General features: G+C 55.8%; 23 protein-coding genes and 1 riboswitch. Of the genes, 1 reads left to right on the top strand and 22 read right to left on the bottom strand.

The window, feature by feature from the left end:
- From CVT63_03900 to CVT63_03995, 20 genes are all read right to left on the bottom strand, one after another.
- Positions 1-1,390 (bottom strand): UDP-N-acetylmuramoyl-L-alanyl-D-glutamate--2,6-diaminopimelate ligase (locus CVT63_03900; protein PKQ28199.1); only part of this gene is annotated, 1,390 nt, incomplete at its 3' end.
- 19 nt (positions 1,391-1,409) lie between these two features.
- Positions 1,410-3,104: a hypothetical protein gene (locus CVT63_03905; protein PKQ28200.1), complete on the bottom strand. Its 1,695-nt coding sequence runs from the start codon at positions 3,102-3,104 to the stop codon at positions 1,410-1,412.
- Positions 3,105-3,112: 8 nt separating this feature from the next.
- A complete protein-coding gene (locus tag CVT63_03910; GenBank protein ID PKQ28201.1) occupies positions 3,113-3,592 on the bottom strand; it encodes a hypothetical protein in 480 nt (159 codons plus the stop codon).
- A gap of 2 nt (positions 3,593-3,594) precedes the next feature.
- Positions 3,595-4,551 (bottom strand): 16S rRNA (cytosine(1402)-N(4))-methyltransferase, encoded by a 957-nt coding sequence (locus tag CVT63_03915; protein PKQ28202.1) that lies wholly within the window; start codon positions 4,549-4,551, stop codon positions 3,595-3,597.
- Entirely contained in the window at positions 4,541-5,032 is a 492-nt protein-coding gene (gene mraZ / locus CVT63_03920) for a division/cell wall cluster transcriptional repressor MraZ (protein PKQ28203.1), read from the bottom strand. Before mraZ ends, CVT63_03915 begins: the two co-directional genes overlap by 11 nt.
- Positions 5,033-5,180: 148 nt before the next feature.
- Entirely contained in the window at positions 5,181-6,416 is a 1,236-nt protein-coding gene (locus tag CVT63_03925) for a glycosyl transferase family 2 (GenBank protein PKQ28204.1), read from the bottom strand.
- Positions 6,413-8,575, bottom strand: coding sequence for a hypothetical protein (locus CVT63_03930; protein PKQ28205.1), 2,163 nt, complete (start codon positions 8,573-8,575; stop codon positions 6,413-6,415). Before CVT63_03930 ends, CVT63_03925 begins: the two co-directional genes overlap by 4 nt.
- A gap of 19 nt (positions 8,576-8,594) precedes the next feature.
- On the bottom strand, positions 8,595-9,062 hold the full coding sequence (locus CVT63_03935) for a 6,7-dimethyl-8-ribityllumazine synthase (GenBank protein PKQ28206.1): 468 nt from the start codon (positions 9,060-9,062) through the stop codon (positions 8,595-8,597).
- A gap of 30 nt (positions 9,063-9,092) precedes the next feature.
- Entirely contained in the window at positions 9,093-10,310 is a 1,218-nt protein-coding gene (locus CVT63_03940; GenBank protein ID PKQ28207.1) for a bifunctional 3,4-dihydroxy-2-butanone-4-phosphate synthase/GTP cyclohydrolase II, read from the bottom strand.
- A 12-nt stretch (positions 10,311-10,322) separates the two neighbouring features.
- Positions 10,323-10,967 carry a riboflavin synthase gene (locus tag CVT63_03945; GenBank protein PKQ28208.1) on the bottom strand — a complete coding sequence of 215 codons (645 nt, stop codon included), beginning with the start codon at positions 10,965-10,967 and terminating at the stop codon, positions 10,323-10,325.
- A 38-nt stretch (positions 10,968-11,005) separates the two neighbouring features.
- Positions 11,006-12,205, bottom strand: coding sequence for a riboflavin biosynthesis protein RibD (gene ribD, locus CVT63_03950; protein PKQ28209.1), 1,200 nt, complete (start codon positions 12,203-12,205; stop codon positions 11,006-11,008).
- Between the two features lie 72 nt (positions 12,206-12,277).
- Positions 12,278-12,395, bottom strand: a riboswitch (FMN riboswitch).
- A gap of 124 nt (positions 12,396-12,519) precedes the next feature.
- Complete coding sequence (gene rpe, locus CVT63_03955; protein ID PKQ28210.1) at positions 12,520-13,209, bottom strand: ribulose-phosphate 3-epimerase; 690 nt, start codon at positions 13,207-13,209, stop codon at positions 12,520-12,522.
- A gap of 54 nt (positions 13,210-13,263) precedes the next feature.
- Complete coding sequence (locus CVT63_03960; GenBank protein ID PKQ28211.1) at positions 13,264-14,601, bottom strand: glutamine synthetase; 1,338 nt, start codon at positions 14,599-14,601, stop codon at positions 13,264-13,266.
- Positions 14,602-14,738: 137 nt separating this feature from the next.
- Positions 14,739-16,049: a 16S rRNA (cytosine(967)-C(5))-methyltransferase RsmB gene (locus tag CVT63_03965; protein PKQ28212.1), complete on the bottom strand. Its 1,311-nt coding sequence runs from the start codon at positions 16,047-16,049 to the stop codon at positions 14,739-14,741.
- Positions 16,049-16,993: a methionyl-tRNA formyltransferase gene (locus tag CVT63_03970; GenBank protein PKQ28213.1), complete on the bottom strand. Its 945-nt coding sequence runs from the start codon at positions 16,991-16,993 to the stop codon at positions 16,049-16,051. Before CVT63_03970 ends, CVT63_03965 begins: the two co-directional genes overlap by 1 nt.
- 106 nt (positions 16,994-17,099) lie before the next feature.
- A complete protein-coding gene (gene def, locus CVT63_03975) occupies positions 17,100-17,606 on the bottom strand; it encodes a peptide deformylase (protein PKQ28214.1) in 507 nt (168 codons plus the stop codon).
- 12 nt (positions 17,607-17,618) lie between these two features.
- Positions 17,619-18,818, bottom strand: a complete 1,200-nt coding sequence (locus CVT63_03980; GenBank protein ID PKQ28215.1) for a methionine adenosyltransferase — start codon at positions 18,816-18,818, stop codon at positions 17,619-17,621.
- 140 nt (positions 18,819-18,958) lie between these two features.
- A complete protein-coding gene (locus CVT63_03985; GenBank protein PKQ28216.1) occupies positions 18,959-19,639 on the bottom strand; it encodes a hypothetical protein in 681 nt (226 codons plus the stop codon).
- A 67-nt stretch (positions 19,640-19,706) separates the two neighbouring features.
- Entirely contained in the window at positions 19,707-19,994 is a 288-nt protein-coding gene (locus CVT63_03990; GenBank protein ID PKQ28217.1) for a hypothetical protein, read from the bottom strand.
- A gap of 25 nt (positions 19,995-20,019) precedes the next feature.
- On the bottom strand, positions 20,020-21,876 hold the full coding sequence (locus CVT63_03995; protein PKQ28218.1) for a hypothetical protein: 1,857 nt from the start codon (positions 21,874-21,876) through the stop codon (positions 20,020-20,022).
- A gap of 203 nt (positions 21,877-22,079) precedes the next feature.
- On the opposite strand from CVT63_03995, the gene CVT63_04000 reads away from it, so the two are divergent.
- On the top strand, positions 22,080-23,243 hold the full coding sequence (locus tag CVT63_04000; protein ID PKQ28219.1) for a hypothetical protein: 1,164 nt from the start codon (positions 22,080-22,082) through the stop codon (positions 23,241-23,243).
- Between the two features lie 79 nt (positions 23,244-23,322).
- Here CVT63_04000 and CVT63_04005 read toward each other — a convergent pair whose 3' ends face one another.
- Both CVT63_04005 and CVT63_04010 read right to left on the bottom strand, forming a co-directional pair.
- Positions 23,323-23,850, bottom strand: coding sequence for an O-acetyl-ADP-ribose deacetylase (locus tag CVT63_04005; GenBank protein PKQ28220.1), 528 nt, complete (start codon positions 23,848-23,850; stop codon positions 23,323-23,325).
- A 59-nt stretch (positions 23,851-23,909) separates the two neighbouring features.
- Entirely contained in the window at positions 23,910-25,292 is a 1,383-nt protein-coding gene (locus tag CVT63_04010; protein ID PKQ28221.1) for a hypothetical protein, read from the bottom strand.
- Positions 25,293-25,314: the final 22 nt, after the last annotated feature.

The following is a 25,314-nucleotide window of genomic DNA, read 5'->3' on the forward strand; positions in this document are numbered from 1 at the left end:
GGCCTTTTCCTGCAACAACAACGAGATCTCCTTCATTTGCCTCCATCACCGCTTTGCGGATAGCGACCCTCCTGTCCATTTCCACTGAATACCTCCACCCTGGAAACTCTCCGCGCACTCCATCGAGCATCATGTCTATGATCGACGCCGGCGCCTCTCCGCGAGGGTTGTCAGATGTCAAAATGCACAGGTCAGACATCTCGATTGCGACTCTGCCCATGAGTGGCCGCTTGGAGCGGTCACGGTCTCCGCCGCAGCCGACCACTATGATGACGCGTCCGTCGCTAACCTCCCGGCACGCTTCCAGCAGATTCCTTATTCCGTCAGGAGTGTGCGCGTAATCCACGATTGCCGTGAACGTTTGACCGCACTCAATTTCTTCAAATCTCCCTGGAACGAAGACAAGCGTCTCGAGGCCGCGCGCGATCATGTCCCCGTCCAGCCCCATCTCGAAGGCTACGGCAGCGGCTGCCAGGCAGTTGTAAATGTTGAACCTTCCCTTCAGGTGGGTTGCGATTTCGATGGATTTCTCCTGACGCGCGAGCGTGAATCTGTTTCCACCAGAGGAAACGACTACATCCCCTGCCCTGACGTCCGCGCGCGCGTCTATCCCAAACGACCACGATGGCAAAGATGTCTCCTCTATCAACCGCCTTCCGAACGAATCGTCGATGTTGATTATCGCTTTCCGGTCGGCGCCGAAATCCTCGCCTTCAAACAATCTCCGCTTCGCTCCAAAGTACTCTTCGATCGATATGTGAAAATCCAGGTGGTCTTGCGTCAGGTTTGTGAACGCCACGCTCTCAAACCTGCACCCACTCACCCTGTGCAAATCAAGCGCGTGGGAAGAAACCTCCATAACAGCCACCTCGACCCCTTCATCGACCATTCGCTTCAGCAAGCGCTGGAGGTCGAGCGATTCAGGGGTCGTCCTGGTGACGGCCTCGACGATCTCGCCAATGTGATTCTCGATCGTGCCAATGAGACCGGTGACGCGCCCCGCTTGTTTGAAAATGTTCTCAACGAGGTAGCACGTTGTTGTCTTGCCGTTTGTGCCGGTAACGCCAATGAGCTTCAGGCGCTCGGATGGATATCCATAGTACTTCGCCGCGCACTTCGCCAGCGCGAAACGCGTGTCGGGCGCCCTGACCACAGTGACGCCTTCGCTCAATGGAATCTCCATATCTCGCTCTACGAAGATCGCGCCCGCGCCGCGTGAAACCGCCTCGATCACGTACTCATGGCCATCGGTTACAAGCCCCTTGATACAGAAGAACGCGTCGCCTTCTTCCACCAGGCGGCTGTCGTATGCCAGCCTGGTGATCTCGCGGTCAACCGAACCCGTGATCTTCGTCTCGTCAATGGTGTTCAGGAGCTCGCTTAGAAACATAAAACCTCCTCCACTCCGTCTACCGCAACCAGGGGTCAGGCGGAATCTTCAGGTGCTGCATGCTGAAACCCATGATCTCGCTGAACAGCGGCGCAGCCGTCTCGCCTCCCCAGATCGGGGTGGGCTCATCAAGGACGACAAGGCAAACAACCCTCGGTCTCTCGGCGGGAGCAAACCCCACAAAAGTGGCCATGTACCGGCCGAAATATCCCGGGCCCCGACTGTTCGCCTTTGCCGCGGTACCCGTCTTCCCGGCGACGCGGTAATAGTTGACCGCCGCTTTCTTGCCGGTCGAGTTCGGGAGGAGAACCTGCTCCAGTATCCCTGTCATCTTCCGGCTGGTGTCCTTGTTCAACACCTCTTCTCCAAGCCCGCCAAGACCCATGTCCACCGCGCCGCGCGCGACAACCTGTGAGTTCATGAAATGCGGGCAGATCTTCCGCCCACCGTTGGCGATGCTCCCCGCCACGCAAGCCAGCTGAAGTGGTGTCACGGAGATTCCCTGACCAATAGCAATAGTGGGCAGGCTCGTGCCGCTCCACGATGCCAGAGGATTTAGCACGCCCGTGGCCTCGCCGGGAAAGTCTACTCCGGTCTTGTGGCCGAGACCAAACCTGTCAAGGTACTCGTACAGGCGTTTCGCCCCGAGACTCTGCGCAACCTGAATCGTCCCCACGTTTGACGACTGGCTGATTATCTGAGTGAAGTTGAGATGCCTGGTAGGCTCCGGCTCCGCGTCCTTGAAGACCTCGTCCGCGACCTTCAGTTGCGACTGAACCTGTATCACGGTTTCGGGATCCACCACGCCTTCCTGCAGTGCGGCGGACGCTGTCACAATCTTCAAGGCGGAGCCGGGCTCATAAGCGTCAGTTATCGCGCGGTTGCGCATCGCCTGCGGATCGATCTTTTCGCGCTTGTTCGCGTCAAAGGTTGGAGCAGTCGCCATAGCGAGTATATCCCCCGTATTGCAATCCATGACAACAGAGGTTGCCGCCCTGGCGCCGTACTTCTTGATCGCGGACGCCAGCGCCTCTTCCACGCAGGATTGGATATCCTTATCCAGCGTGAGTTGTATGTCCACTCCGTCGACCTCGGCGCGGCGTTTTTTTTCAGTGCCTGGTATTGGGTTGCCCACCGCGTCGCGCTCGAGCAATACCTCCCCTGGTTTTCCGCCGAGGAGATCCTCATAGTAAAGCTCGAGCCCTGCCTGGCCCTTGTTGTCCACGTCTACCAACCCGAGCGTCTGCGAGGCAAGCGACCCCAGCGGGTAGTACCGCTTGCTCTCGTTGATAAAGCCGATGCCCGGCAGGTTCATTTTCTTCAGGCGGTCGGCGATCGCATTGTCCAGTTTTCGCTCCAGATATACAAAACCGCTGTTTGCGCCAAGCTTTCTCGCGATGTCACCCTGATCCTCGCCAAGCACGCGGGCTATCTTCCTCGAAACACACTTCTTGTCTTTCACGAGATATGGGGTCGCATAGACAGTCGAGCACTCTTCACTTATGGCTAATACCTCTCCGTCGCGATCCATTATCACGCCGCGCGGGGGTATCACCTTTATTGTCTTGTCGCGTTGCTCGCTGGCGAGTTTCTTATAGTGGGCAGCCTGTATGACCTGAATCAACACCAGCTTTCCCGCTATAAAAGCAAACCCCAGAAACAGTACGACAACTACTGTCGTGAACCGTTTATCGAATGTTTTCTTTTTTGCCATCAGTACCCCTATCTTCGCGTCAGTGTTCCGCCCGGCCCATCGGCGCCGGAACTCTCTTTTTTGCTTTTCACTTTCGGCGTGACGGACGCGATTTTGTCCCGCTTCTCAAGAGCGCTCTGGCAACTCAGTTCTCCATTGGCATCACGAGTGTACTTGAGGTAAATAACACCATCTGGCTCTGAGAGTTCCAGTTCGTCTATGGCAATCCTCGCTACGCGCTCTGGCGACTTGAGCCGTGCAAGATTCAACCTCAAGCGCTCCTGCTCAAACTTCTCTGCCGTCACGTTGTCCTTCAATCGCATCACCTTCAGGTCGCAACGCACCGCAAACTGATTCTGAGTGAGCGCGAACATGCATGCCGCCGCAAGCAGCAATAAGACCGCCAATGTCCCGAAACCCGGGCCTCTCTTGCGCTCACGCAGAGTTTTTGGCTTCTGTCCGCCTCTGACTCCAGTGGAGCCCGCCTTTTTCGCGTTTCGCTTATGCACTTTCACAAATCCTTGTTTCTCACAGCGGCGCGCAGTTTCGCGCTTTTCGATCGAGGGTTTTCTTCCATCTCCTGTGGAGTGGGACGAACAGGTTTGCGCGTCAACAGGTCGAGGATTCTCGGCATCAAAAGCGAGAGGTCGGGCGGATAGCCAGTTCCTTTTGCCAGGGAGTTAAATGTGCTTTTCACAATCCGATCCTCAAGAGACTGGTATGACAGCACGACTATCCGCCCGGAAGGCGCCAGGCATTCGATTCCTTCGATTATTCCATTCTTGAGATTCTCCAACTCATTGTTTACAGCGATGCGGAGCGCCTGAAACGTCCTGCGCGCCGGATGCTTTCCGCCGCGCCTCGCGCCGGCGGGCACGGCGTCCTTCACGATCTGCTCCAGTTCGCCCGTGGTTCGTATTGGTCGGCGCTCTCTAGCCTCCACTATGAATTTGGCGATCCGCCTGGCCCACCGCTCTTCACCGAACACGTAAAGAATGCGCGTCAGCTCATCCTCTGATTCCTCGTTCACGATCTCAGCGGCTGACCTGCCAGCGTCGGGATCCATGCGCATGTCGATCGGACCATCATGCCGGAAGGAGAAACCGCGGGAAGGGTCATCCAGTTGCATCGAGGAAACCCCCAGGTCAAGCAATATCCCATCGACCTTGTCTATGCCTTCGCCACCAATGACGGACTTGAAACTTCTGAAATTTTCGCGATGGTAACAGACCGCCTCAGCCATCTTGCCCAGCCGCCTCGATGCGCGAGCAATTGCCGCCGGGTCCCGGTCAATACCAATAAGCCGGCCCCCCGGGACGATGTGTTCAAGGATAGATTCAGCGTGTCCGCCATCTCCAATCGTGCCATCGACAATCACCTCTCCTTTTTGAGGATTCAAATAACAAAGAACCTCGTCAACCATGACCGGCTTGTGTTCGCCAGCTTCCCCGATCGTATCAACTGTCATGAATATTGGCCGCCAACTGATCGTAGCGACTGTTGTTCTCTGCCTCATACTTCTCCCACTTGCCGGGCGCCCAAACCTCCGCTTTGTCCGCGAGGCCGACAACAACAACCTCTTTTGTGATCTCCGCCATCTCTCGCAATCGCGCCGGCATCAACACCCTGCCCTGGCTGTCCGGCAATACGTGTTGCGCGTTCGCGAAAAACACTCTTTTAAAACCCCGCGTGGACTCGCTCTCTGAAGGCAACTGCTTGAGCTTCGAAACTTCGCGCTCCCACTCCTCCATTGGCAGTAGCAAGACACAGTCGTCCAGGCCCTTTGTCATCATCAGCCCGTCCTCGAAGTCACGCATGAACTTGCGAGGCAGGATGATGCGGCCCTTGGAATCTATTGTTCTTGTTGATTGTCCAACCAGCATAACTCCGCCTTGTTTCTTCACAAGGCCCCACACTACACCCCTTTTCTCCACTTTGCAACCCCACATGAGAAAAATTTCAAGAAAAACATCAATATCGATGCAATATTTGTGGGAAAGTGGAATATTTTGTGGATGATTACATAAAAAGATACTATATATTGATATGGAGCATTTTTTTACACAAGAAGTGGGCACTCAGTGGGCGCTGGCACCGTTACGTTGCGGATACCTCTATCCAGAAGTGGCGCAGGTAATCTTTCAGCGCCTCGAATGTCTCCGCCACGCGCTCGACCTCGATCTCCGCTTCAAAGGAACTCATCTCTTCGGTCTTCTTGACAAAGTGCGCCGTCCTCGCACAGTAGAGCGGAGTCAGCGCGTCAACAACCGCGTTGCGATCCACGGGCCCGAAGTTGTACGCGATCGCGAAATCGTAAACACTCCTGACCCAGAGGCCACTCGCGAACTCGAAATCCTCGTCACTCTGGTGATACGCTCTTTTTACCTCACGGTAGTTTTCACGGCGCAGGATGAGCCTCCACGTCTCGGAGAGCTCTTCGAACCCTTTGCGAAAGTGATCGAGCAAGTTCTCAAAACTGACAGGGGCTACATCCGGCTCATCTTTACACTCTTCTCCGAGAACCGGCGCCGGAGAGGATCCCTTTACGCGCATCCAGGCGCCCTCGTATGTTTTCATGAGATCAAATAACGTCCCACATACCTGGTGAAACATCGCCCCCAGGTCCGAGCCCGGATCCTTGTTGTTGTGGAGCTTGAGACCCATGCACGCCTGACAGATGTCAAACCCCTCGTTGATAGCAAGCGTGGTCATCCATATATCAATGCCGAAGCGGGCTATGTCGGTATCCCAGACATCCCGCCCGGAGTAAACTCTGGCAAGGACCCCGGAAAACCCGAAGTCTCCCCCGATCGGCTGCCTGATTCTGCTTCCATAAAGCGCCCGCGTAAGTGGGTAGGCTATCGAGTTCGTAATAGTGCCATCGTACTTGTACCGCAGGTAATGCGGCGTTACGAAGTCGAATCTCTCCTCGAGGATAGGATAGCCCAGATACTTCATCCACTCTGGGGTTATGCTTCTCAAGTCGGAGTCCACTACTATGCAAAGCTTTACCCGCAGGCGCGTTGCGATCTCGAAAATAGTGTGGAACGCGCTTCCTTTCCCAGGCGCGCCACGGTAAGGGGTCGCTATCTTGTGGACGCGCGAGGGAACCGGAGTTGACAGGACGACATCCCGCGTATTGTCGCTCGAGCCGCCGTCGGAGTTGACGATGACAGAGTTCATATCAGGAAAGTACATGGCCATGCCCAGGCCCACCTGCCTGACGACATGAGATATCGTGTCCGCGTTCCTGTAGGATGGAATGCCGATCAGAACATCGGCCTGGCCGATGTCCTCTACCTCTTCTGATACAGCCTGTTCAAGAACAGTCAAGCAACACCACCCTCCTCAGCACCGATCCACATCAGGGGTCTGGCAACGTCTACCGCGCAGCGGTAGACGGTGCCTGACCCCGCCGCGTCTACCGCGCAGCGGTAGACGGAGAGGTAGACGGTGCCTGACCCCACTATAGCCGGATCGAACTGAGCGCCCGCATTAACCTCAAGCTCCTTGACCGCTTCACAAACAGGCAGAGCTTCTCGATAAGGCCTGTCCGACGTCATCGCCTCAAACGAGTCGGCAACACAAAGTATCCTGGCGCCGAGCGGGATATCTTCACCTTTGAGGCCGTTCGGGTACCCTGTTCCATCAAAGCGCTCGTGGTGATGCATGATGATCTGTCGCGGCGCCTGCAGGAATGAAACGGGCTCAATGATCGAGTCTCCAAGCTCCGGATGCGTCTTCACGTGCTTGTACTCCTCTTCGGAAAGCTTGCCCCGCTTGTTGAGGACGTCTCTCGCGATGCCAATCTTGCCGATATCGTGCAGGGCGGCAGCGTACTTGAGATTGCGGCAGTCGACCTCGGACAATAACAGCTTTTGGGCAATAGACATTGCGTAGTCAGTCACGCGCTCCGAGTGGCCATAAGTGTACGGATCCTTCACTTCAATCGCCCGGGCAAGCGCTTTGACCGTCGAGAAATAGTTCAACTCCAGATCCTTGTACAGCGATGCGTTCTCGAGAGCCACAGCAGCCTGTCCTGCGATGCCGGTCATTATATTCATGTCATCGCTCTCGAACACATCGGGCGCCCTGGACGAAAACAAAACCATCATGCCGAGAAAGTTCTCGCGCGTAAAGACAGGAACCAGCAGCACCGACTTCGTGCATGTGTCGTCAACTCGTTCGTTTGGAATCAGCGGCGATAGCCGCGGGTCGGATATGGCCACGTGGTGATTGAAAAGCGCCTCGACATCCTCGTCAGCAAGGTCAACCGACTGAACGTCATGTCCCGGGATCATCTCCCAATCAGAATCCGGGAATACGCCGAAAGTCGCCGTGGGATAAAATCTTCCGCTCTCCACGACATAGATATAGACAGTGCATTTTCCGACCTCACAAACGTCAGCGGTTATCTGCACCAGACGCGACAGGAGAACGTCGATGTCCAGTGTGGAAGTCATCAACCGTGACACTTCGAGCAGCGCTATCGTTTCTTTCAGCTTCTGCTGCTCGCTCCCGTGAAGCCGGGCGTTCTCCATAGCCGCGGCAACCTTGTTCGCGAATCTAATCGCCAGGTTCATGGCGTCAGGAGTAAACATCTGCGGGCGCTCAACATTATCGATCAGCATCATTCCCGTGTTTCTGCCACGCACTACAAGCGGGGTAATGAGCACAGCCTTCGTTTTCAACTTTTTCATAATTGAAGACATCACAGGCATGTTTCTTGGGTAGCCCTCCACCAAGATAGGCCGGGTATCGTGATCAAACTGCTCGACGATGACCTCGTCCAATTTGAACGCGGCATCGCCAAAAATCTTCTCATGCTCAAAGTTCGATGCTTCAATGTGTAGATCATTGGTCAAAAGATCCCTGGTGATGAACGCGCACCTTCCGGCATCAATCAGCTCGATGCATTTTTTGATCGATGAGAGCACAAGCGTTGGAAGATCGAATGTTGCCGCGAGATTGCTTGGAAACCTGTCAATGTCTTCCTGGTACGCGTGAAAAAACTTGATGACTTCGTCACGGGCTTGAACAAAAGATTGCGCGCGTGTGTTTTCCGCCTTGCCCAGCGCCTCGTCCAGCACAAGGACACACTCGAACGCGGCCGACGATGACGCCTCGCCATTCACAACCATGTCTCTGATCACTTCGAGAAGCGCCGTCCTGACCACTTCGAGCACGCACAGGACGTCTTTGAGCGCATATCCGTTCCTGGCGTAAGAATAACTCTGAAACGTCTCGTTTGCGAGAAAATCTACTGTGTCGCCACCGGCGATAGCGCCCTTTAACAACTCGAGGTAGCCCGTGAAGAACTTTCTGCGCGTCTGCTTTATGAACGCATAGAAGGAAGAAGGCGGTGTGTCACTCTCGGGGATTCTGGCAAGAACATCCGCGAGCCGTTTCCCCAGGATCTCGAGCGCAAGCTTCTTTCCTTCCACGTAATCAGACAACTCTAACGACATGAACCACCTCGCGTAAAAACGCAAAAATCAATACCATCAGGTTTTATCCAGTGATTGAAGACATCAGATCAGCCATCTCGATAGCGGTCTGCGCGGCCTGCCAACCTTTATTGCCAGCCTTGGCGCCCGCCCTCTCCAATGCCTGCTCCAATGTATCGGCGGTAATTATTCCAAACGCGACCGGCACGCCCGTGTCGAGTCCTATCCGGGCGATCCCTTTCGATACTTGAGCCGCGACGTAATCGAAGTGCGGGGTGTTGCCCCTTATTACGGCGCCCAGACAGATAACCGCGTTATACTTCCCGCAGGAGGCCATCCTGCTCGCAACAATCGGTATCTCAAACGCGCCAGGCACCCAGGCGATGTCGACGTTCTCATCAGCGGCCTCGTGGCGACGGAGAGAGTCCTTCGCCCCTGACAACAGGTTTTTGCTGATAATCTCGTTGAAGCGGCTCACCACTATGGCAAATTTGTACTCCCTCGCGATAAGCTGACCTTCAAAAATACTCATATTTCCTCCTCCTTCGCGTTCACCAACATTCTATTTCTCGACATCCTCAACATCCAACACGTGACCCATCTTCTCTTTCTTTGTGCGCAGATACCGCAAGTTCTCCGGACACGGTAAAACCTGTAGCCCAATCCGCTCCGTAACGGAAAGGCCGTATCCCTCGAGACCGATCCTCTTAGCCGGGTTGTTCGTCAACAGCTTCATGGAAGTAATACCGAGGTCTCTCAATATCTGCGCGCCCGTCCCGTAATCCCTCGCATCGACCGGCAACCCTAGCTCGAGATTGGCCTCAATCGTATCCATGCCCATGTCTTGCAACTGGTAGGCCCGCAACTTGTGGGCGAGTCCAATTCCACGACCCTCGTGACCTATCATGTAAAGCAGCACCCCCGACCCGGCGTCGTTGATCATGCGCATCGCTTCGCGTACCTGCGCCCCGCAGTCACACCTCCTCGAGTCGAACACGTCACCTGTCAGGCATTCGGAGTGCACGCGCACCATCACGTCTTTCTTCCCTTTAACCTCACCCTTGACCAGAGCAAGGTGAAAAGTCCTATCAACCAGGCTCTCGTAACCAACAGCCATGAAATCGCCGTACGCGGTTGGAAGGCGCGCCTCAGAGACTTTCTCGACCAGTTGTTCAGCGCCTGTCCGGTACTTTATCAAATTCTCGACCGTTATCATCTTGAGTCCGTGTTTCTTCGCGAACTTCATTAGCTCTGGGACCCTCGCCATCGTGCCGTCATCGTGCATGATCTCGCAGATAACGCCCGCCGGAAAATGGCCCGCGAGCCGCGCGAGATCGACCGCCGCCTCAGTGTGACCGGCACGAACGAGCGTCCCGCCATCCCGTGCCCTCAAGGGAAAAACATGCCCCGGTTTGCTAATGTCCTCAGGCCTCGTCTCCGGGTTTATCACAGCCTGCACGGTCACTGCCCTGTCATACGCCGAGATTCCGGTCGATATCTTGCCTCTGGCCCCTATCGACACCGCGAACGCGGTGCCCTGCGCGCTGGTATTGTTTTCGACCATCGCGGGGATATCGAGCTCGTCGAGCCTGGATGCGACACAGGGCATGCATATCAGTCCACGTCCATTCTTGCTCATGAAGTTGATCACATCCGGCGTAACCATCTGTGCCGAGCAGACCAGATCGCCCTCGTTTTCTCGTTCTTCGTCATCGACCACAATTAACACGTGTCCCTCTTGAAGCGCTTCGATCGCTTCGTCTATCGTGCTGAAAGGCATCCACACCTCCTGTCAATCATCAACGTTCGCCACATAACCACCCATTGCGAGAGCGTTTTCTATCGCCGGACTCTCACTCCCGCGTACCGCAAGCGCTTCCACGTACTTCGCTATGATATCCACCTCGATGTTGACATTTGTCCCCACGCGAGCGTCGTTCAACGTACTTTCCGCGAGAGTGTGAGGAATAATCGAAACGGAAAATACACCGTGACGCGCCGCTGTTACGGTGAGGCTGACACCATCGACGGCAACCGAACCTTTGGAAACCATATAGCGCGTGATGCCGGCTGGCGCCTCGAAATCAAAATGCACAGCGTTGCCACGCTGGCGCCTGGCGCGCACGCGTGCGATTCCGTCCACATGCCCGTTGACAAAGTGGCCGCCAAGTCGCCCATCCGCCTGAAGAGCGCGCTCGAGATTTACTTTGACGCCAGGTCGAAGCGATCCCACTGTGCTTTTATTGAGAGTCTCGGGCATTACGTCAACGACAAACGACCTGTCCGTTACGCCAACTACCGTCAGGCAAACTCCTGATACCGCGATAGAATCCCCTATCTTCGTCCCTTCGAGAACACGGGACGCCTCGACCTCGAGGACGCCTGACGGCGCAATCTTTATGACTTTTCCTGTTTCTTCTACGATTCCCGTAAACATTTCATCATCCTTGAGTGTGAATACGCGATCATTAGGGGTCAGGCACCGTCTACCTTTCCGTCTACCGCTACGCGGTAGATGTCGCCTGGCCTCTTGCGCGGATACGCGACAACTCTAATATCCGACTCGAGCGCGCAGACGGTATCTATCTCGACGGCGCCGGCTAACGCCATGCTGGCAACACCCTTTCCGCCGATCGGACCTGCCGCCTCAGCGCCGCCAATAATTTTCGGTGCGATGTAGAAAATCAATTTGTCCACAAGCCCTTCTTCCCAGAGCGAGGCCGCCAGCGTCGGCCCTCCCTCGCAAAGCACACCGACAATCTCCCTTTTCCCCAATTCCTCTAAAAGCAATGACAGGTCAACCGTGCCCTTGCTACCGGTCTGGATGACTTCTACTCCATTTTCATCCAGCTTGACGAGCCTTTCCGCCGGCGCCGGCTGAGATACCGCGACGATAGTCTTCGCGACGTTCACGTCCGCGACATTGCTATCCAGAGGAGTCCTGGCCATGCTGTCCACGATCACGCGCCGCGGTTGCCGTGTCAACCCGGCCTGTCTTGCGGTCAATGCGGGGTCGTCGCACAGGACGGTGCCGATGCCAACCATCACCGCGTCACTCTCAGACCTCATTCTGTGCGCGTCCGCCCGCGAAATCTTGGATGTCACCCATTTCGACTCGCCATTCCTCGTTGAGACTTTTCCATCAACGCTCATCGCCATCTTCAAAGTCACAAACGGCCACCCGGTCGTTATCCACTTGACATAAAACTCATTCTGTCGCTTCGCCAGGCTGCTGTACGGGCCCTGAACGACATCGACCCCACTGTCCCTCAACATCAACTCGCCTTTCCCGGAAACCAGCGGATTAGGGTCTCTCATCGCCGCCACCAGCCTCGAGATTCCCACGCGCGTAATCAGCTCAGAGCACGGAGGCGTCCTTCCCTGGTGCGCGCACGGCTCCAGCGTCACATACATCGTGGCGCCATGCGCCCGCTCTCCCGCAGCTGAAATCGCGCGCGCTTCAGCATGAGGCCCGCCGGCTCGCTCATGATACCCCTCCCCGACAACGACTCCATCAGCAACAATAACCGCTCCAACAACAGGGTTCGGTGACGTTGTCCCCTTACCCATCTCGGCGAGCTCCAGCGCGCGGAGCATGTGCGTCTCATCGACGGTGCACGGCGTCGGCTTCGGCAAACCGGCGATCGTCTCAGTTGCACACGAAATCAGTTTCATATTAATACTCTTTATTGAATCAACGAGAAAAATAATGCGCCGGGAAAAGCAACCGGCGCACTTGCAGGTAAATTAAGCGCTTCTCCCATCCGGACTGTTACCGTCGGCCCCGGAATCTCACCGGATCAACTCTTTCGAGCTCGCGGGCTTTACCGCCGGTAGGGGATTTCACCCTCTCCCGAAGACTATATTGTTTTTAATGATAGCAAAATGGAAACCATAGATAAAGGCAAAGCATCACAGATAGGAATGTCTGTGCTACCCAATGTGACACAGGCATTCTTGCCTGTGATAAAAACAAAACGTCACCGTAATTACGAAATGCCGCGCTGAGAGCGCCTGACGCCTTCCAGAATCGCTTTGATCTCGGATGCGTCCGAAGCGATATCGCCCCCCGAGAATATCGAAGAGCCTACTACTACATTGTCGGCGCCGGCCTCCAGCACCGCCGGCAGGTTCCGGACGTTCACGCCGCCATCGACCTCGACCTCGACATGGATCCCCAACTCGGACGCGTCGCGCTTGATCGACCCGATTCGATTCAACATCTCTGGCATGAGCTTCTGTCCGCCAAAGCCGGGGTAAACGCACATTACGATGGCAAAATCAATCATCCCGAGAAAAGGCTTGAGCTCAAAAGTAGGCACTTCCGGGCTAATCGCGAGGCCGGGCGATACTCCCAGCGCCCTTGTCGCTCGCAGCACACTTTCAGGATCGCGACAGGACCGGATGTGAAAAGATATGCGATCCGCTCCAGCCTCCGCGAACGTCTCGACCCATTCCGGGGGATTGTAAATCATCAGGTGCGCGTCGATCGGGACTCCGGTGACGCGTTTCACCGCTTCAACCACCACCGGGCCGAAAGTTATGTTTGGCACAAAGTGCCCGTCCATTACGTCCATGTGGATATAGTCAGAAAAGGGCTCGACAGCCTTGATCGCCGCGCCAAGATTAGAAAAGTCCGCGTTGAGAATAGATGGCGACAGCCTTACTTTTTCACCCATGCATACGTTCCTTGACTTCGACAACCCGCCTTGTCTATCTCGATTTCAATAGCGCTACAGTACCGGCAGGTGACCGTTGAGTTCATACTCCGTGACAAACGCCTTGTAATCATTCCACTCGATCTTTTTATCCGCAATCAGCGAATGGAACACGTGATCCCCCAGGCACTCCCTTAAAAAGTCGCTCTCCTCAGCAAGATGTATCGCTTCTCCAAGATCAACGGGAAGGCTATCAATGCCAAGAACCTTGCGCTCGTCCTCAGACATCTCATAAACGTTGCCCTCTGTCGGCTCGCGAAGCTCCAGATCATCCTCTATGCCCTTGAGGCCCGCCGCCAGCATGACCGCGAAAGCCAGATAGGGGTTGCACGCCGGGTCCGGCGAGCGAAGCTCGACACGTGTCGAATTTTCCTTGCCAGGCTTATAAGTCGGAATCCTGATAAGGTCAGAGCGGTTGCGGTGCGCCCAGGACAGGTAAACAGGCGCCTCGTAACCGGGAACAAGGCGCTTGTACGAGTTCACAAATTGGTTTGTAACCAGGCAGAACTCCTGAACATACTTCAAAAGGCCGGCCATGAATGCCCTGGCCACACCAGTCAGACAATACGGATCCTTCGGGTCAAAGAATGCGTTCCTGTCCCCACTGAACAGCGACATGTGGGTATGCATGCCGCTGCCGTTCTGGCCGTTGAGAGGTTTTGGCATAAACGTCGCATGCATACCGTTCTTTATAGCGACCTCCTTGACCACGAGTCTGTAGGTCATCGCGTTGTCAGCCATTTGCATGGCGTCCGTATATCTCAGGTCTATCTCGTGTTGACTCGGGCCGACCTCGTGATGTGAGTACTCCACGCCAACCCCCATTTCCTCGAGCATGAGCACGGTTTCAATACGCATATCACTCGCTTCGTCGAGTGGCGTCATGTCAAAGTAGCCACCTCTGTCGAGCGGCACAGGTGGCGTCTCTGAACTCGCGAAGTAGTAGTACTCGAGCTCCGGACCGACATAAAAGGTGTATCCCATGTCCTGCGCTTTCTTCAGGTTTCGGCGCAACACATTTCGGGGGTCGCCGACGTGCGGTTTCCGATCCGGCTCGAGAATGTCACAAAACATCCTTGCGACAGCGCAATGGTCGCTCGAGCGCCACGGCAATATAACGAAGGTAGAAGGATCCGGCTGCGCGATCATGTCACTCTCGTCGATGCGGGCAAATCCCTCTATGCTCGAACCGTCAAAGCCCATGCCGCTTTCGAGGGCCTCCCCGAGTTCATCCCTGGTGATGGCGAAGCTCTTCAAAAACCCCAGGATATCGGTAAACCATAACCTTATGAACTTCACATCATGCTCGCGGACGGCCTCAATCACGTGTTCCTTATCCTGGCTTCCCGTCATGGTTCCACCCCTTTGTGTTTAGACAACAAAGACAATTCTAACAGTTTAAAAACGCATAATGGGGTCAAACCATTTTATGCGTTTCTATACGCACCCCCATTTATCTGTTGCAAAAGGCATAAAATGGTTTGACCCCATTATGCGTTTTTGCGCATGACCGCGGCGAACATCCCGTCACATCTGTGGGTATCCGGGAACAACTGAAGGCGTGTCTCCCCCACAAAGCCTCTCGCATTCTTCATAAACTCGCCAACCACCCCGGCGTTCTCACGTTGCGATATAGTGCACGTCGAGTAAACCAGCAAGCCGCCGGGCGCTACCATCCTGGCGGCCTGAGCCAGCAATTTTGTCTGTAGACTCGCAAGCCTGTCGATATCGCCCGGTTGCTTGCGCCAGCGCGCGTCCGGACGCCTCGCCAGCGTCCCGAGTCCGCTGCACGGAGCGTCGAGAAGCACACGGTCAAAGACACGGTCTATCGAATCACTCGCGACGGCGGCGTCAATTTCCATTGTGCTGACGCAGGTGTTGCCAAGGCGCTCCGCGGTCTCGCCGACCATGCGCAACCTCGCCCCGTTTGAATCCAGCGCAAGCACCGACCCTTCATTGCCCATGAGTTCGGCTATGTGGTTGGCCTTTCCTCCAGGCGCCGCGCACATATCGAGAACACTCATGCCGCCGCGGGGGTCAAGCAGGTGACTTACAATCTGCGACCCCTGATCCTGAACAGTGAACCATCCGCGCTTGAACTCCTCCAGGTCGCTCAAAGGGCCGCTGCCTTTTACATTTACGCACTCGTCTGTCAACTCTCCGTACGCCACTTCAATGCCTTTTTCGCGAAGCGAGGCGCTCAAGCGCTCACGCGTGACGCGAAACAGGTTTGTCCGCAAGGAAAGCGGTGGACTTGTGTTGTCCGCCGCGCAAACCGACTCGGCCCTGTCAAAACCCAGTTCACGTACCCACATTTCCGCGATCCATTCAGGGTGAGAGTAGCGGGCCTCCAGATAACCGGCCTGATCCTTGCTCTTGTCCGGATATCGCACATCCTCGAAACCTTTCAAGAAAGCGCGCATTACCGCGTTCACATAACCAACAGCGTGACGGCCAATCACTTCGGCTGTCGCCCGCGCTGTCATGTCAACCGCGGCGTAGTCAGGCACAGACGTAAACCGTATCTGATAAGCGGACAACCGCAATGCCCACCGCACGCCGGGATCCAGTGTCTCGATAGGCCGCCGCGAGAATCCCGCGAGCATCCAGTCAAGTGTAGACTTCATTCTGAGGACGCCCTGTACGAGTTCGACCACAAACGCTTTATCGCGTCTGTCAAGGCGCGAACGCCCGAGCCTCGACGAAAGAAGCGCACCGGGATACGCGTCTCGTTTCTCATAATCGATCAATGTTAGAAGCGCAAGCGCTCGCGCGTCGCCACCGGGCACGATCGCCTCCATCAGGCTCGCGGGTCGCTGGTGAATCGCTCCGAGGGAAGAAGACGCTGGCCCCTCGAGAACTCGGCGGCGCTCATGCGGTTCTTGCCCTCCGGCTGAAGCTTTACCGGTTGCAAACCAGTTGTCCCGGTGTTGACCATGAAGCCTTCCTTGCCCAGGTTTATTATCGTTCCCGGCTCATCTTCCGGAGGCACATCTGTCACATGGGCGTCCCATATTTTCACACGTCTTCCCCTGAAGTAAGAAAAAGCTCCCGGCGCAGGATCCATCGCGCGGACAAGCCTGTCGATGGCCTCCGCCGAGGAGTTCCAGTCGATACGGACCTCTGAGGGAAGTACCGGCGCGGCGTACGTTGCCTTGTCCTCCTCTTGAGCAACAGGCGTCACGTTGCCGTCCTCGACGTTGTCAATCGTGGCCAGCAACACCCGGGATCCTATGCGGGCAAGCCTGTCCCGAAGCGTTCCGGTTCTATCATCTTCGCCAATCCGCGCCTCAGAGTGCATAAGTATGTCACCCGCGTCCAGGACCTCATTCATGCGTATCGTAGTCACGCCCGTTATGCTGGCGCCGTTCATTATCGCGCGTTGAATCGGCGCCGCGCCGCGATACCTCGGCAGGAGCGATGGGTGCAAGTTGATAAAACCGAACCGTGGCGTCTCGAGCAACCATTGAGGTATCAATCCCCCATACGCGACGACTATGCCCGCGTCCCATTCCAGGGCTTCGACAAACGCGCTGAAACACTCTCTCGAGAGGTTCTCGGGTTGCATGAGTTTGAGCCCGCGCGCGAGCGCCTCTTCGACGGCGGGAGTAGGCGCCGGATCCAGTCCGCGCCCGGAAGGCATGTCCGGGCGTCCGACTACGGCGATCACTTCGTGCCTGCTCGCCAGCAGGAGCTCCAGTGACTCTATAGCAAACCTGTGACTGGCAAAAAACAAGAGTTTCATTCTGCCGGCAGTCGCCTAGCTTTTGGGGTCAGGTCTTTTTTTTTAAAGTCGAAACGCAACAGAGGGGTCAGGCCCCTGTGTTGCGTTTTACCCCAAAAGTTAAATTTCAGCCACATTCGAATGTCCTTTGGATATCGAGCTCCTGGTACTCCTTCAGAGCCCGTTTCTTCTCCTCGCTATCACACCGATCTACTATCAAAATCCCTTCCAGGTGATCATATTCATGCTGCAAGATTCTGGCGCCAAACCCTTCGGCCTCGATAACGATGTCTTGCCCCCGCTGTGTGAGACACCTGATTCTTACCTTCTCGAACCTGGGCACCGCCACGTAAACTCCGGGAAAACTCAGACAACCTTCCTCGCTCAACTCCTCCCCTTCTCCACACACGATATCCGGGTTGATGAGGCACCTGAGCCCGTAACCCAGGTCGTAAATAAAGAGCCGCTTGAGAATACCGACCTGTGGCGCGGCGAGCCCGATCCTGCCGGGGGACTCCTCCAATGTCTCCGACATCTCCCTGATCAACTCCTTCACATCAGAGTCGATCTTCTCGATCCTGTGACTTTTTTCGCGAAGAACAGGGTCTCCAAACGTCCGAATCTTCAGCGCCAAACAGAAATCTCCTTAAAGTCCGGCTTCCTGCTTGAGCATGTCCGCCTTGTCGGTACGTTCCCAGGTAAAACCTTCCTCGTTCCGGCCGAAGTGACCGTATGCCGCGGTGCTCTTGTATATCGGATTAAGAAGCTCGAGGTCTCTTATGATCGCGGCGGGACGAAGGTCGAAGTGCTTGCGGATCAGTTTCTCGATCCTGTCGATAGGTATCTTTTCAGTTCCGTAAGCCTCGCAGGATATCGACACGGGATGAGCCTTGCCAATGACGTACGCGATCTGGATCTCAAATCTCTCGGCGAGCCCCGCGGCCACAACGTTCTTGGCGACGTATCGCGCCGCGTAAGAAGCCGAGCGGTCCACCTTTGAGGGATCCTTCCCCGAGAAGCAACCTCCACCGTGACGCGCCATGCCACCGTACGTGTCCACGATTATCTTCCTGCCGGTCACCCCTGTATCACCCATCGGGCCGCCGATCACGAAGCTGCCGGTAGGATTCACCAGAAAGCGCGGCTTTTTCGCCATCCATTCCTCGGGAATGATCGGCTTGAGAACGTGCTCTGAGAGGTCGGGCAACATGCGGCCAACGATATCGACGCCCTCGTCGTGCTGAGCCGCTATGACGACCGTGCTGATCCCAACGGGCTTGTAACCGTCGTACTCCACGGTGACCTGTGTCTTGCCGTCAGGTCTCAAATAAGGTACGACTCCCGCTTTGCGCACATCCGTGAGCCTTCGCGCGAGCTTGTGCGCAAGGATTATGGGCACAGGCATGAGCTCCTCTGTCTCCGTGCACGCAAACCCGAACATCATGCCCTGGTCACCGGCGCCCTGCGCGTCGAGCACCTCATCCGATGCCGTGCCCTCTCGCGCCTCGAGCGAGGAATCGACGCCCTGCTTGATGTCAGCGGACTGCTCATCAATCGATATCATCATTCCGCAAGTCTCGAAGTCAAAGCCCAGCTCGGGTCTCGTGTACCCGATTTCGCTGATGGTCTGCTTTACAACCTTCCTTATGTCCACGTACGCGTCCGTCGAAATCTCTCCCGACAGAATAACGAGACCGGTGGTCACCATCGTTTCGCAGGCAACGTGAGCCTTTGGGTCGAGTCCGATTATCTCGTCGAGAATGGCGTCGCTTATCAAATCGGCCACCTTATCAGGGTGTCCCTCCGTCACCGATTCGGAAGTAAAAAGCTTCGTTTCCTGCGCCATCCGTTCCCTCCATTCCTGATAGATACAGCGCATTCTATGGATGCGCGCCGAACAAACAATCCGCTATACAATCCGTCCGGGTAGAATAACACAAAGAGCGGAGTTTTCTCCTCGGGCGCGCATGCGATGCCATTTCAACATTACCTGGGAGGCGCCTTGGTTTCACTGGTGATGAAATCGCCGGTCATCGCGTCAATCAAAACGTGCAGTTCATCGGCGGCCGGTGTTGGCTCAGAGAAGTTCACGTCCCATATCCACTTGTACTTCGGGGCCGGCATCTTCTCTCCTACCGCGTCGTAATCCGCCTTGCATCGCAGGATGACGCCGGCGCGCGCGTCCGGATGTTTATCCTTAAACTCGTTGCCGCCGTTTCTGCGGGCAACCTCGCACGCTTCAGGAGAGTCCACCCGGAAAGAGCTCGGCTTCCCCTTGCGATACGTCTTCAGGCCTTCCTCCCCGCCCTTTGACATGCCAGGCGCGTTTGGCCAGACATTTCCCCTGTTATAGATGACAAACAACCGCGAATCTTCCTCCGGCGTCGGCGAGAAGAAATACACTTCCCATATCTTCGCCTTGCCGTTGCGGTCAATTCCGTCAGGATCGCCGCTCCGCACTTCTATCATCCAGTTGTCGGACTGCCACTTCTTTGCCGCCGGCCTGGCAAACTCGACAGCCTCATACGCCGTTACCGACTCCGGTCTCCCCCCTGTAGGGTCAACCGTTTTGTTCCCCTTGTTGCCGCATCCGGAAACCAGAACGGCCGCAAGCATCAGTGTGACTAACAGCAGTGATAAAACGATTACCGACTTGCTCTTTTGCATGACATCTCCCGCTCTCGTAAATCTCCAAAAGCGACCGTCTCTAATCATAACGTATGATGGCCTATCCTCAAGTCGCTATGTGTCCGTGAAGCGCCACAACATTGCTCCAGGGAATGAAGTAGTGGCGCCTCCCCAGCTTGCCACGAGCGGCAAGTGTTATGCCTTCGTCTTTGACAGCAACTACCGCATAGAACTCGACGTTTGGTATCTCATCCCTGATAATAATCTCGAGTTCCTGGCACGCCGAGTCCCATCCAAACACCTTCCGACAGAGCTCTGTCGGAAGGTGCCTGATGTCTTCTCCCGGGGCTTGCACATAGCACGGTTCTCTCAAATTTATGACCTGCATGATCATGCCTCCTTTAATACATTCCCATTGCTTATTCTTTAGCGACTATTCCGTTCGGCGCTTTGAACTGTTTTTTGTAACTTCCGTCCTTCTTACGTTCCACGCGCGCTTCTATAAACCCACCCGGAACAGGAACGCGCCCCTCGACCCACTCGAGCCCGATAAACCTCGGATCGAAAACGAAGCTCTTGTACCCGGGTTTTAAAGTCCTGATGCCCAAAACGTACTTGGAGAGCAACGGCACAACGCCAGCGGACCACGCATGGCACAGTGACGAAAGGTGTCCATCCACTCCGCCCTTTCGTCCAGCCCATTCCCAGAACGTAGTCGCCGGCTCACTGTTAACCATGTTGCCCCAGCAGCGCTTTATCAACTCGAGAGCGCCGGCATCGTCTCGCGCGGCGAACCTTGCAAGCGCCTCGTAATTGTTCATGAAGGGGATCACCCTTTTGTTGTGCGGCTGAAAACCCGGAGTCAGCCTGTAATACGGTATGTCAACGTTAGTGGCGCCCCACGCGACCCACTCGTTCTCGCGAAGATAATCCAGTTGCCGGCGCGCGGCGTCCAGCTCACCAGTAAGGCCCGAGACAATCGCCAGCGCGTTTGCGTCCTGCGGAACCCGTCCCCTATCCAACGTCGTGTCCAGCAGGACGCCCCTATCGACATCCAACAAGTTCCGCTCAATCATCTCCCCAAGCCTGTACGCGCGCGTCACATAGCCGACGGAGATGTTGTCTTCGCCAATCTCGTGAGCCATGCTGGAAGCGCAGTTGAGCGCCCAGTGGTACATCACGTTGGTGTACGCGGGTTTCCCGAGCCTGAAGATCGTAAAGCACCACTCCATCATGTTTAGAGGACCCTGGCGAAACAGACCACCCCTGCACTGGCTGTGCATGTACGCCAGCGCTCTCTTGATGACAGGGAAGTTCTCACGTACACACTCCACGTCGCCCGTATGCAGGTAATACTGGTATAACGCTACAACCCACCAGGCGACGTAGTCGGCAAAGAGCCCGGCCGTAACCCTGGTGGAAATCGATCCAGGGGTGCACGCTGGAATATACCCGCTCTTCTCCTGCAAGGCTGAAAGCGAAAGAAGTGAATCACGCACGACTGCCGTCTCATTAAAGCTACAGTAAACTGCGGCGCCCGCCACGGCGAGGTCGGCGGTCCACACCAGGCGGTCGCGCTTCGCCCCGTCGGCGATTACCCAATCGCATTCACCGATCTTGTGTTTGCCATCAATCCCGCCAAGGCGCGGATCAATCGTGCACATCTCAACAGTATGCAATCCCGCGTACCAGGCCCTGTTGAGCATCTCATCGCTCGAGAGAAAGTATCCGCACGCGTCCGGATCCGCGACGTGTGGGGTGTAAGAAAGCGATACTCCTCTAAGCGTCACCCTGCAAAGACGTTCCGGATATATCCAGAGGTACCGAAATCCTCCGCAGTGTGGCAGATCGACATGTCCGTTCTCCCGCGCTCTGAAATGTCTGCAATATATCACCGGATCCGCGAGCGACGCAGTTCGGGCGACCACCGGGTTGAACAGGTGCTCGAGTGACTCCACCGCCTGGACGCTGGCTCTACGACAGTCACCCGTCCCGAAATTCAAGCGGACATTCCCTCCAACCTCAAAGCCGAAATCGACCAGTATGCCGGTGAAAGACGTGGCAGTCAGCTTGAGTTCGAGCCCCGCCGTCTCAGAGTAATCGACTATCCCGAGCGCTTTTCCGGAGATGCTTGTTATTGCGAGATTGCGTGGCTCAACCGTGCGAGAGCCCGGCTCGAGCCAGCACTCCTTCACTGCGCTGGTTTCTCTGAGGATCCCGGCCAATGACCCACTCCTCCCGCTTCTCTCAACTGGTGTCAGCACGCGAAATTCTATTTAGGATATCCCAAACGAAAGTCGCCGCACAAACGCTCCAACAGGCGATGTCCCGTTTTTTGGCGTCGGTCACTTTCCACTTTTCTCATCCACTTTTCTCATCAACGTTGCACAGACTGACTGTTCCCATCTATTATTACGTTTCGGGGACAGGAAACCCAAAAAAACAACAGTGGCACGAGCCTTTTGCGAACGGAGAAACCATGAGAGAGTGCCGGGAATGCGGTTTTCCAGTGAAGTTCGCCCGCCTGTTCGACTGGCGTAGCGACGGCACGATCGTCAACACCAACAGCGGCAAAACATGCTCACGGATCACATTCCTCGAGGCGGACGAGTTGGAAAGCCTGTTTGCCGATCTCTCCAACAATGTCGGAATAAACCCAGACCGCTTTCTCGTCCAGGCGCAGAAGAGCATCAGCAAGGCAATATGCGCCAATCTCCCGATAAGGCATATCAAGAGAATTCCGAACACGCGCGCCTTCCGGCCGCAGTCGCTTGTCGGGCTCCTGGCGCGCCTGATCGCCGTGGACATTGCCGGTCTCGGCAACGGCAGATTGAGCCTCGATCACTATGTCGCCGGCAAGACGCTCGTTGTAAGGTTCAAGAACCCTGTCCTCGTCCCGTTGCTCGTCGGCGACGTCGCCGGATTTTATGAGTCCATCGAAAACACGCATGGCTCTAATGTCGAATACGGGCTCGAGGATGGAGACCTCATCGTAAAACTTACGCGCAAAAAAGAGAGCGCGGCTGAACAGGATCGTCTCTATCTCGAGAAAGTCGTGCCCGGCGAAGGACCCTTGAGATACGAACGTTGTCTCAGATGCGGTGTGCCTGAACAGGTTGCCCGAACCTTTGTATGGGATATCGAACGTGGCATCATTATCAATAGAAGAACGAAAAAGCGCGACGTCATCGTGGCGGCGCAATCGATGAACATCATCTTGAGAGAATTAGAGATGGAATTAGGGGAAGACGTGCCACGCCTCGCCTACGACCATCAAAAAGCCCTGGCAGCAAAGGAACTGGAAACTGCCATATGCGAAAACGCGGCCGCATTTCTGGATCGATGCATGATGAACCTTGCGCTTCGAGGTCTCGGGCATCCGAGCAGGTTCGAGTTCGATGGGTCTTCCCTTTCTGTGAAAACCAGCACAGCTTACAATCAGTATCTTTACGCCGCCAGGCTGGCCGCTGCGCTCGAAAAAGTAACGGGCAAAACCTCTGATATCAAGTGGGAGAATCGTCACTTCAACCGTGGCGCCTACACGATATCGACCAAAACCAAGGCCAAGGCCAGGAGTCAGGCACCGTCTACCTCTCCGTCTACCGCAACCAGCAACCAGGGGTCTGGCAACGTCTACCGCTAAAGCGGTAGACGTTGCCAGACCCCTCTACGCAGTAAAGGTAGACGGAGAAGTAGACGGTGCCTGACCCCTATTATATTATTTATTTATTTATTTCTGATGCTGTTCGCGCGTAGACATCATAATCGCGCTTGCTGAAGCAACAGCATGTTACCCGCTCGATCTCAGACGATTTGCTCATGAAATCCTTGATCTCGACAAGGGCGATGCGAGTCGCGCGATCAATTGGGAATGAATATACGCCGGTGCTTATTGCGGGAAAGGCGATCGTTTTGACTCCGTTTGAAACGGCGATTTTCAGGCTGTTTCGATAGCACATCGCCAGAAGCTCGTCTTCATTGCTTCTCCCGCCGTGCCATACTGGCCCTACGGTGTGTATGACATATCGCGCGGGCAACTTGTGGCCGGCTGTTATTTTCGCCTCGCCACTGTTTGCTCCCCCTAACTTTTTCGTCTCCGACAGGAGCCCCGGTCCAGCGGCCCTGTGTATCGCGCCATCTACGCCACCTCCACCGAGCAGGCTCTTGTTGGCCGCGTTCACGATCGCGTCGACATCGAGCTTTGTGATGTCTCCTTCGATTATCTCGATACGCCCATCAAGAAATTTCACACGCAACCGTTCCTTGTCGTAATCACGCAAAGTCTCTCGAGGGGACACACATGGCACAATCAGTCCGTGAATCTCCCGATGGTGTCAGTAGCGGCCTGCCGCGAGTTCCAGTACATGGCGCGCTCGACCATGATGTTATGACCACTCGTGCACGTAACCTTAACGGCGCCCCTTCCGCTCACCACATCGTTCATCTTAAACGTCCGGCGGCTGTTGGGATCAAGCGTGTAGCCATGGAAGGAGTTGCCAGCGCCCCCCGCCATGAGGTAATCGATTTGAATATCCACTGGAACACCATTGGGATTCTGAACCAGTGTGTACGTCTCGCACCCTTCTGATGTCTGACCGTCAGGCAGGTAGAAGGTGGAATGGGCGGAATCCATGCCAATAGAATCGTGGCATATCTCCCCTGATGGCGACGGCAGATACATCGCGCGCTCCGCGATTATCGGGAGCGTTCCCTCCACGGTCGTTGAAAGGTCCACGCCGGGCATCACTGTGTTTACATTGATGGTTTTTCGCGAGTTGGGATCCATCTGAAACGCCGGCTGGGGAACATCCCCTCCCGCTGTCTGGTAAGTCACAGTGACATCGACCGGCTGCGGGTTCGGGTTCTGCACGAGCAGGAACGTCATGAAGTTCCACGCGGTGGTGCCTTCAGCCAGGTAATATTTGAGGGCCGGAGCGGGCGTTCCAATCGAGTCGTGACCTTCCCTGCGGTCATTGCGGTACATCGCGCGCTCTGGTATCACAGGCACGTTCGACAGCACCTCGATGCTGGTGTCTTTCGCGCCAATGTCATCGACCATCGCGTAAGTCTCGCGAGAGTTTGGGCCGACCGTCTTCGTGAATGTCTGAGGCCCCTCTCCCTCTATCATGTAGGTAACCTGGCAGTTGGCGGTGTATGCCGTCGGATTCTGGATGAGAAGGAAACACTCGAATCCCCAGTTCGAGGATCCCTCCGCAAGGTACCACCTCCTTGCCGGAGATGTGACACCAATGCTGTTGTGCAGCTCCGGAGCTGACGCTCCGGGCCCGGTCCACTGCATCGTCCGGTCGACCGCGATCGCGAAACCCTCGGCGCAAACGATTCTCGTCGAGAAATCGCGTGGAGCGCCCATGACCGCGAGAAGATGATCGTTGGTGAGTGTCATCTGGCTGTTCGCCGGGAGCGCGACGGCCTCGAACATGGGTGGCGCCCCCTTGGGCATGTAAGTCACGTTGACATGCGCCGCGGCCGCGTTCGGGTTCTCTACTGTGATGTATGTTGAGAAGCCCCATTCAGTGACGCCCTCGGCCAGGTACCAGGACGATGTTGGATACCCCTCCAGGCGCCCGAGCTTATTCCCCGCGGTCTCCCCGAACCAGATAGAGCCATCCGTAGCGTTGACGAGCTCCGTGGGCTGAGATGCCGCCGTGGGCACGTTCGTCTCGGATATCACTCCCGTCAGCGAACACCGACCG

It is taken from the genome of Candidatus Anoxymicrobium japonicum (assembly GCA_002843005.1).
Lineage (GTDB): Bacteria > Actinomycetota > Geothermincolia > Fen-727 > Anoxymicrobiaceae > Anoxymicrobium > Anoxymicrobium japonicum.

Excerpts from the sequence above, each read along its gene's own strand:
- ribD (PKQ28209.1), bottom strand. The coding sequence starts at position 12,205 with ATGAAACTGATTTCGTGTGCAACTGAGACGATCGCCGGTTTGCCGAAG.
- CVT63_03905 (PKQ28200.1), bottom strand. The coding sequence starts at position 3,104 with ATGGCAAAAAAGAAAACATTCGATAAACGGTTCACGACAGTAGTTGTC.
- mraZ (PKQ28203.1), bottom strand. The coding sequence starts at position 5,032 with ATGTGGGGTTGCAAAGTGGAGAAAAGGGGTGTAGTGTGGGGCCTTGTG.
- CVT63_03985 (PKQ28216.1), bottom strand. The coding sequence starts at position 19,639 with ATGCAAAAGAGCAAGTCGGTAATCGTTTTATCACTGCTGTTAGTCACA.
- CVT63_03940 (PKQ28207.1), bottom strand. The coding sequence starts at position 10,310 with ATGCCTTTCAGCACGATAGACGAAGCGATCGAAGCGCTTCAAGAGGGA.
- CVT63_03960 (PKQ28211.1), bottom strand. The coding sequence starts at position 14,601 with ATGACGGGAAGCCAGGATAAGGAACACGTGATTGAGGCCGTCCGCGAG.
- CVT63_03935 (PKQ28206.1), bottom strand. The coding sequence starts at position 9,062 with ATGAGTATTTTTGAAGGTCAGCTTATCGCGAGGGAGTACAAATTTGCC.
- CVT63_03970 (PKQ28213.1), bottom strand. The coding sequence starts at position 16,993 with ATGAAACTCTTGTTTTTTGCCAGTCACAGGTTTGCTATAGAGTCACTG.
- CVT63_03990 (PKQ28217.1), bottom strand. The coding sequence starts at position 19,994 with ATGATCATGCAGGTCATAAATTTGAGAGAACCGTGCTATGTGCAAGCC.
- CVT63_03980 (PKQ28215.1), bottom strand. The coding sequence starts at position 18,818 with ATGGCGCAGGAAACGAAGCTTTTTACTTCCGAATCGGTGACGGAGGGA.
- CVT63_03915 (PKQ28202.1), bottom strand. The coding sequence starts at position 4,551 with ATGACAGTTGATACGATCGGGGAAGCTGGCGAACACAAGCCGGTCATG.
- CVT63_03965 (PKQ28212.1), bottom strand. The coding sequence starts at position 16,049 with ATGGAGGCGATCGTGCCCGGTGGCGACGCGCGAGCGCTTGCGCTTCTA.
- CVT63_04000 (PKQ28219.1), top strand. The coding sequence starts at position 22,080 with ATGAGAGAGTGCCGGGAATGCGGTTTTCCAGTGAAGTTCGCCCGCCTG.
- CVT63_03945 (PKQ28208.1), bottom strand. The coding sequence starts at position 10,967 with ATGTTTACGGGAATCGTAGAAGAAACAGGAAAAGTCATAAAGATTGCG.
- rpe (PKQ28210.1), bottom strand. The coding sequence starts at position 13,209 with ATGGGTGAAAAAGTAAGGCTGTCGCCATCTATTCTCAACGCGGACTTT.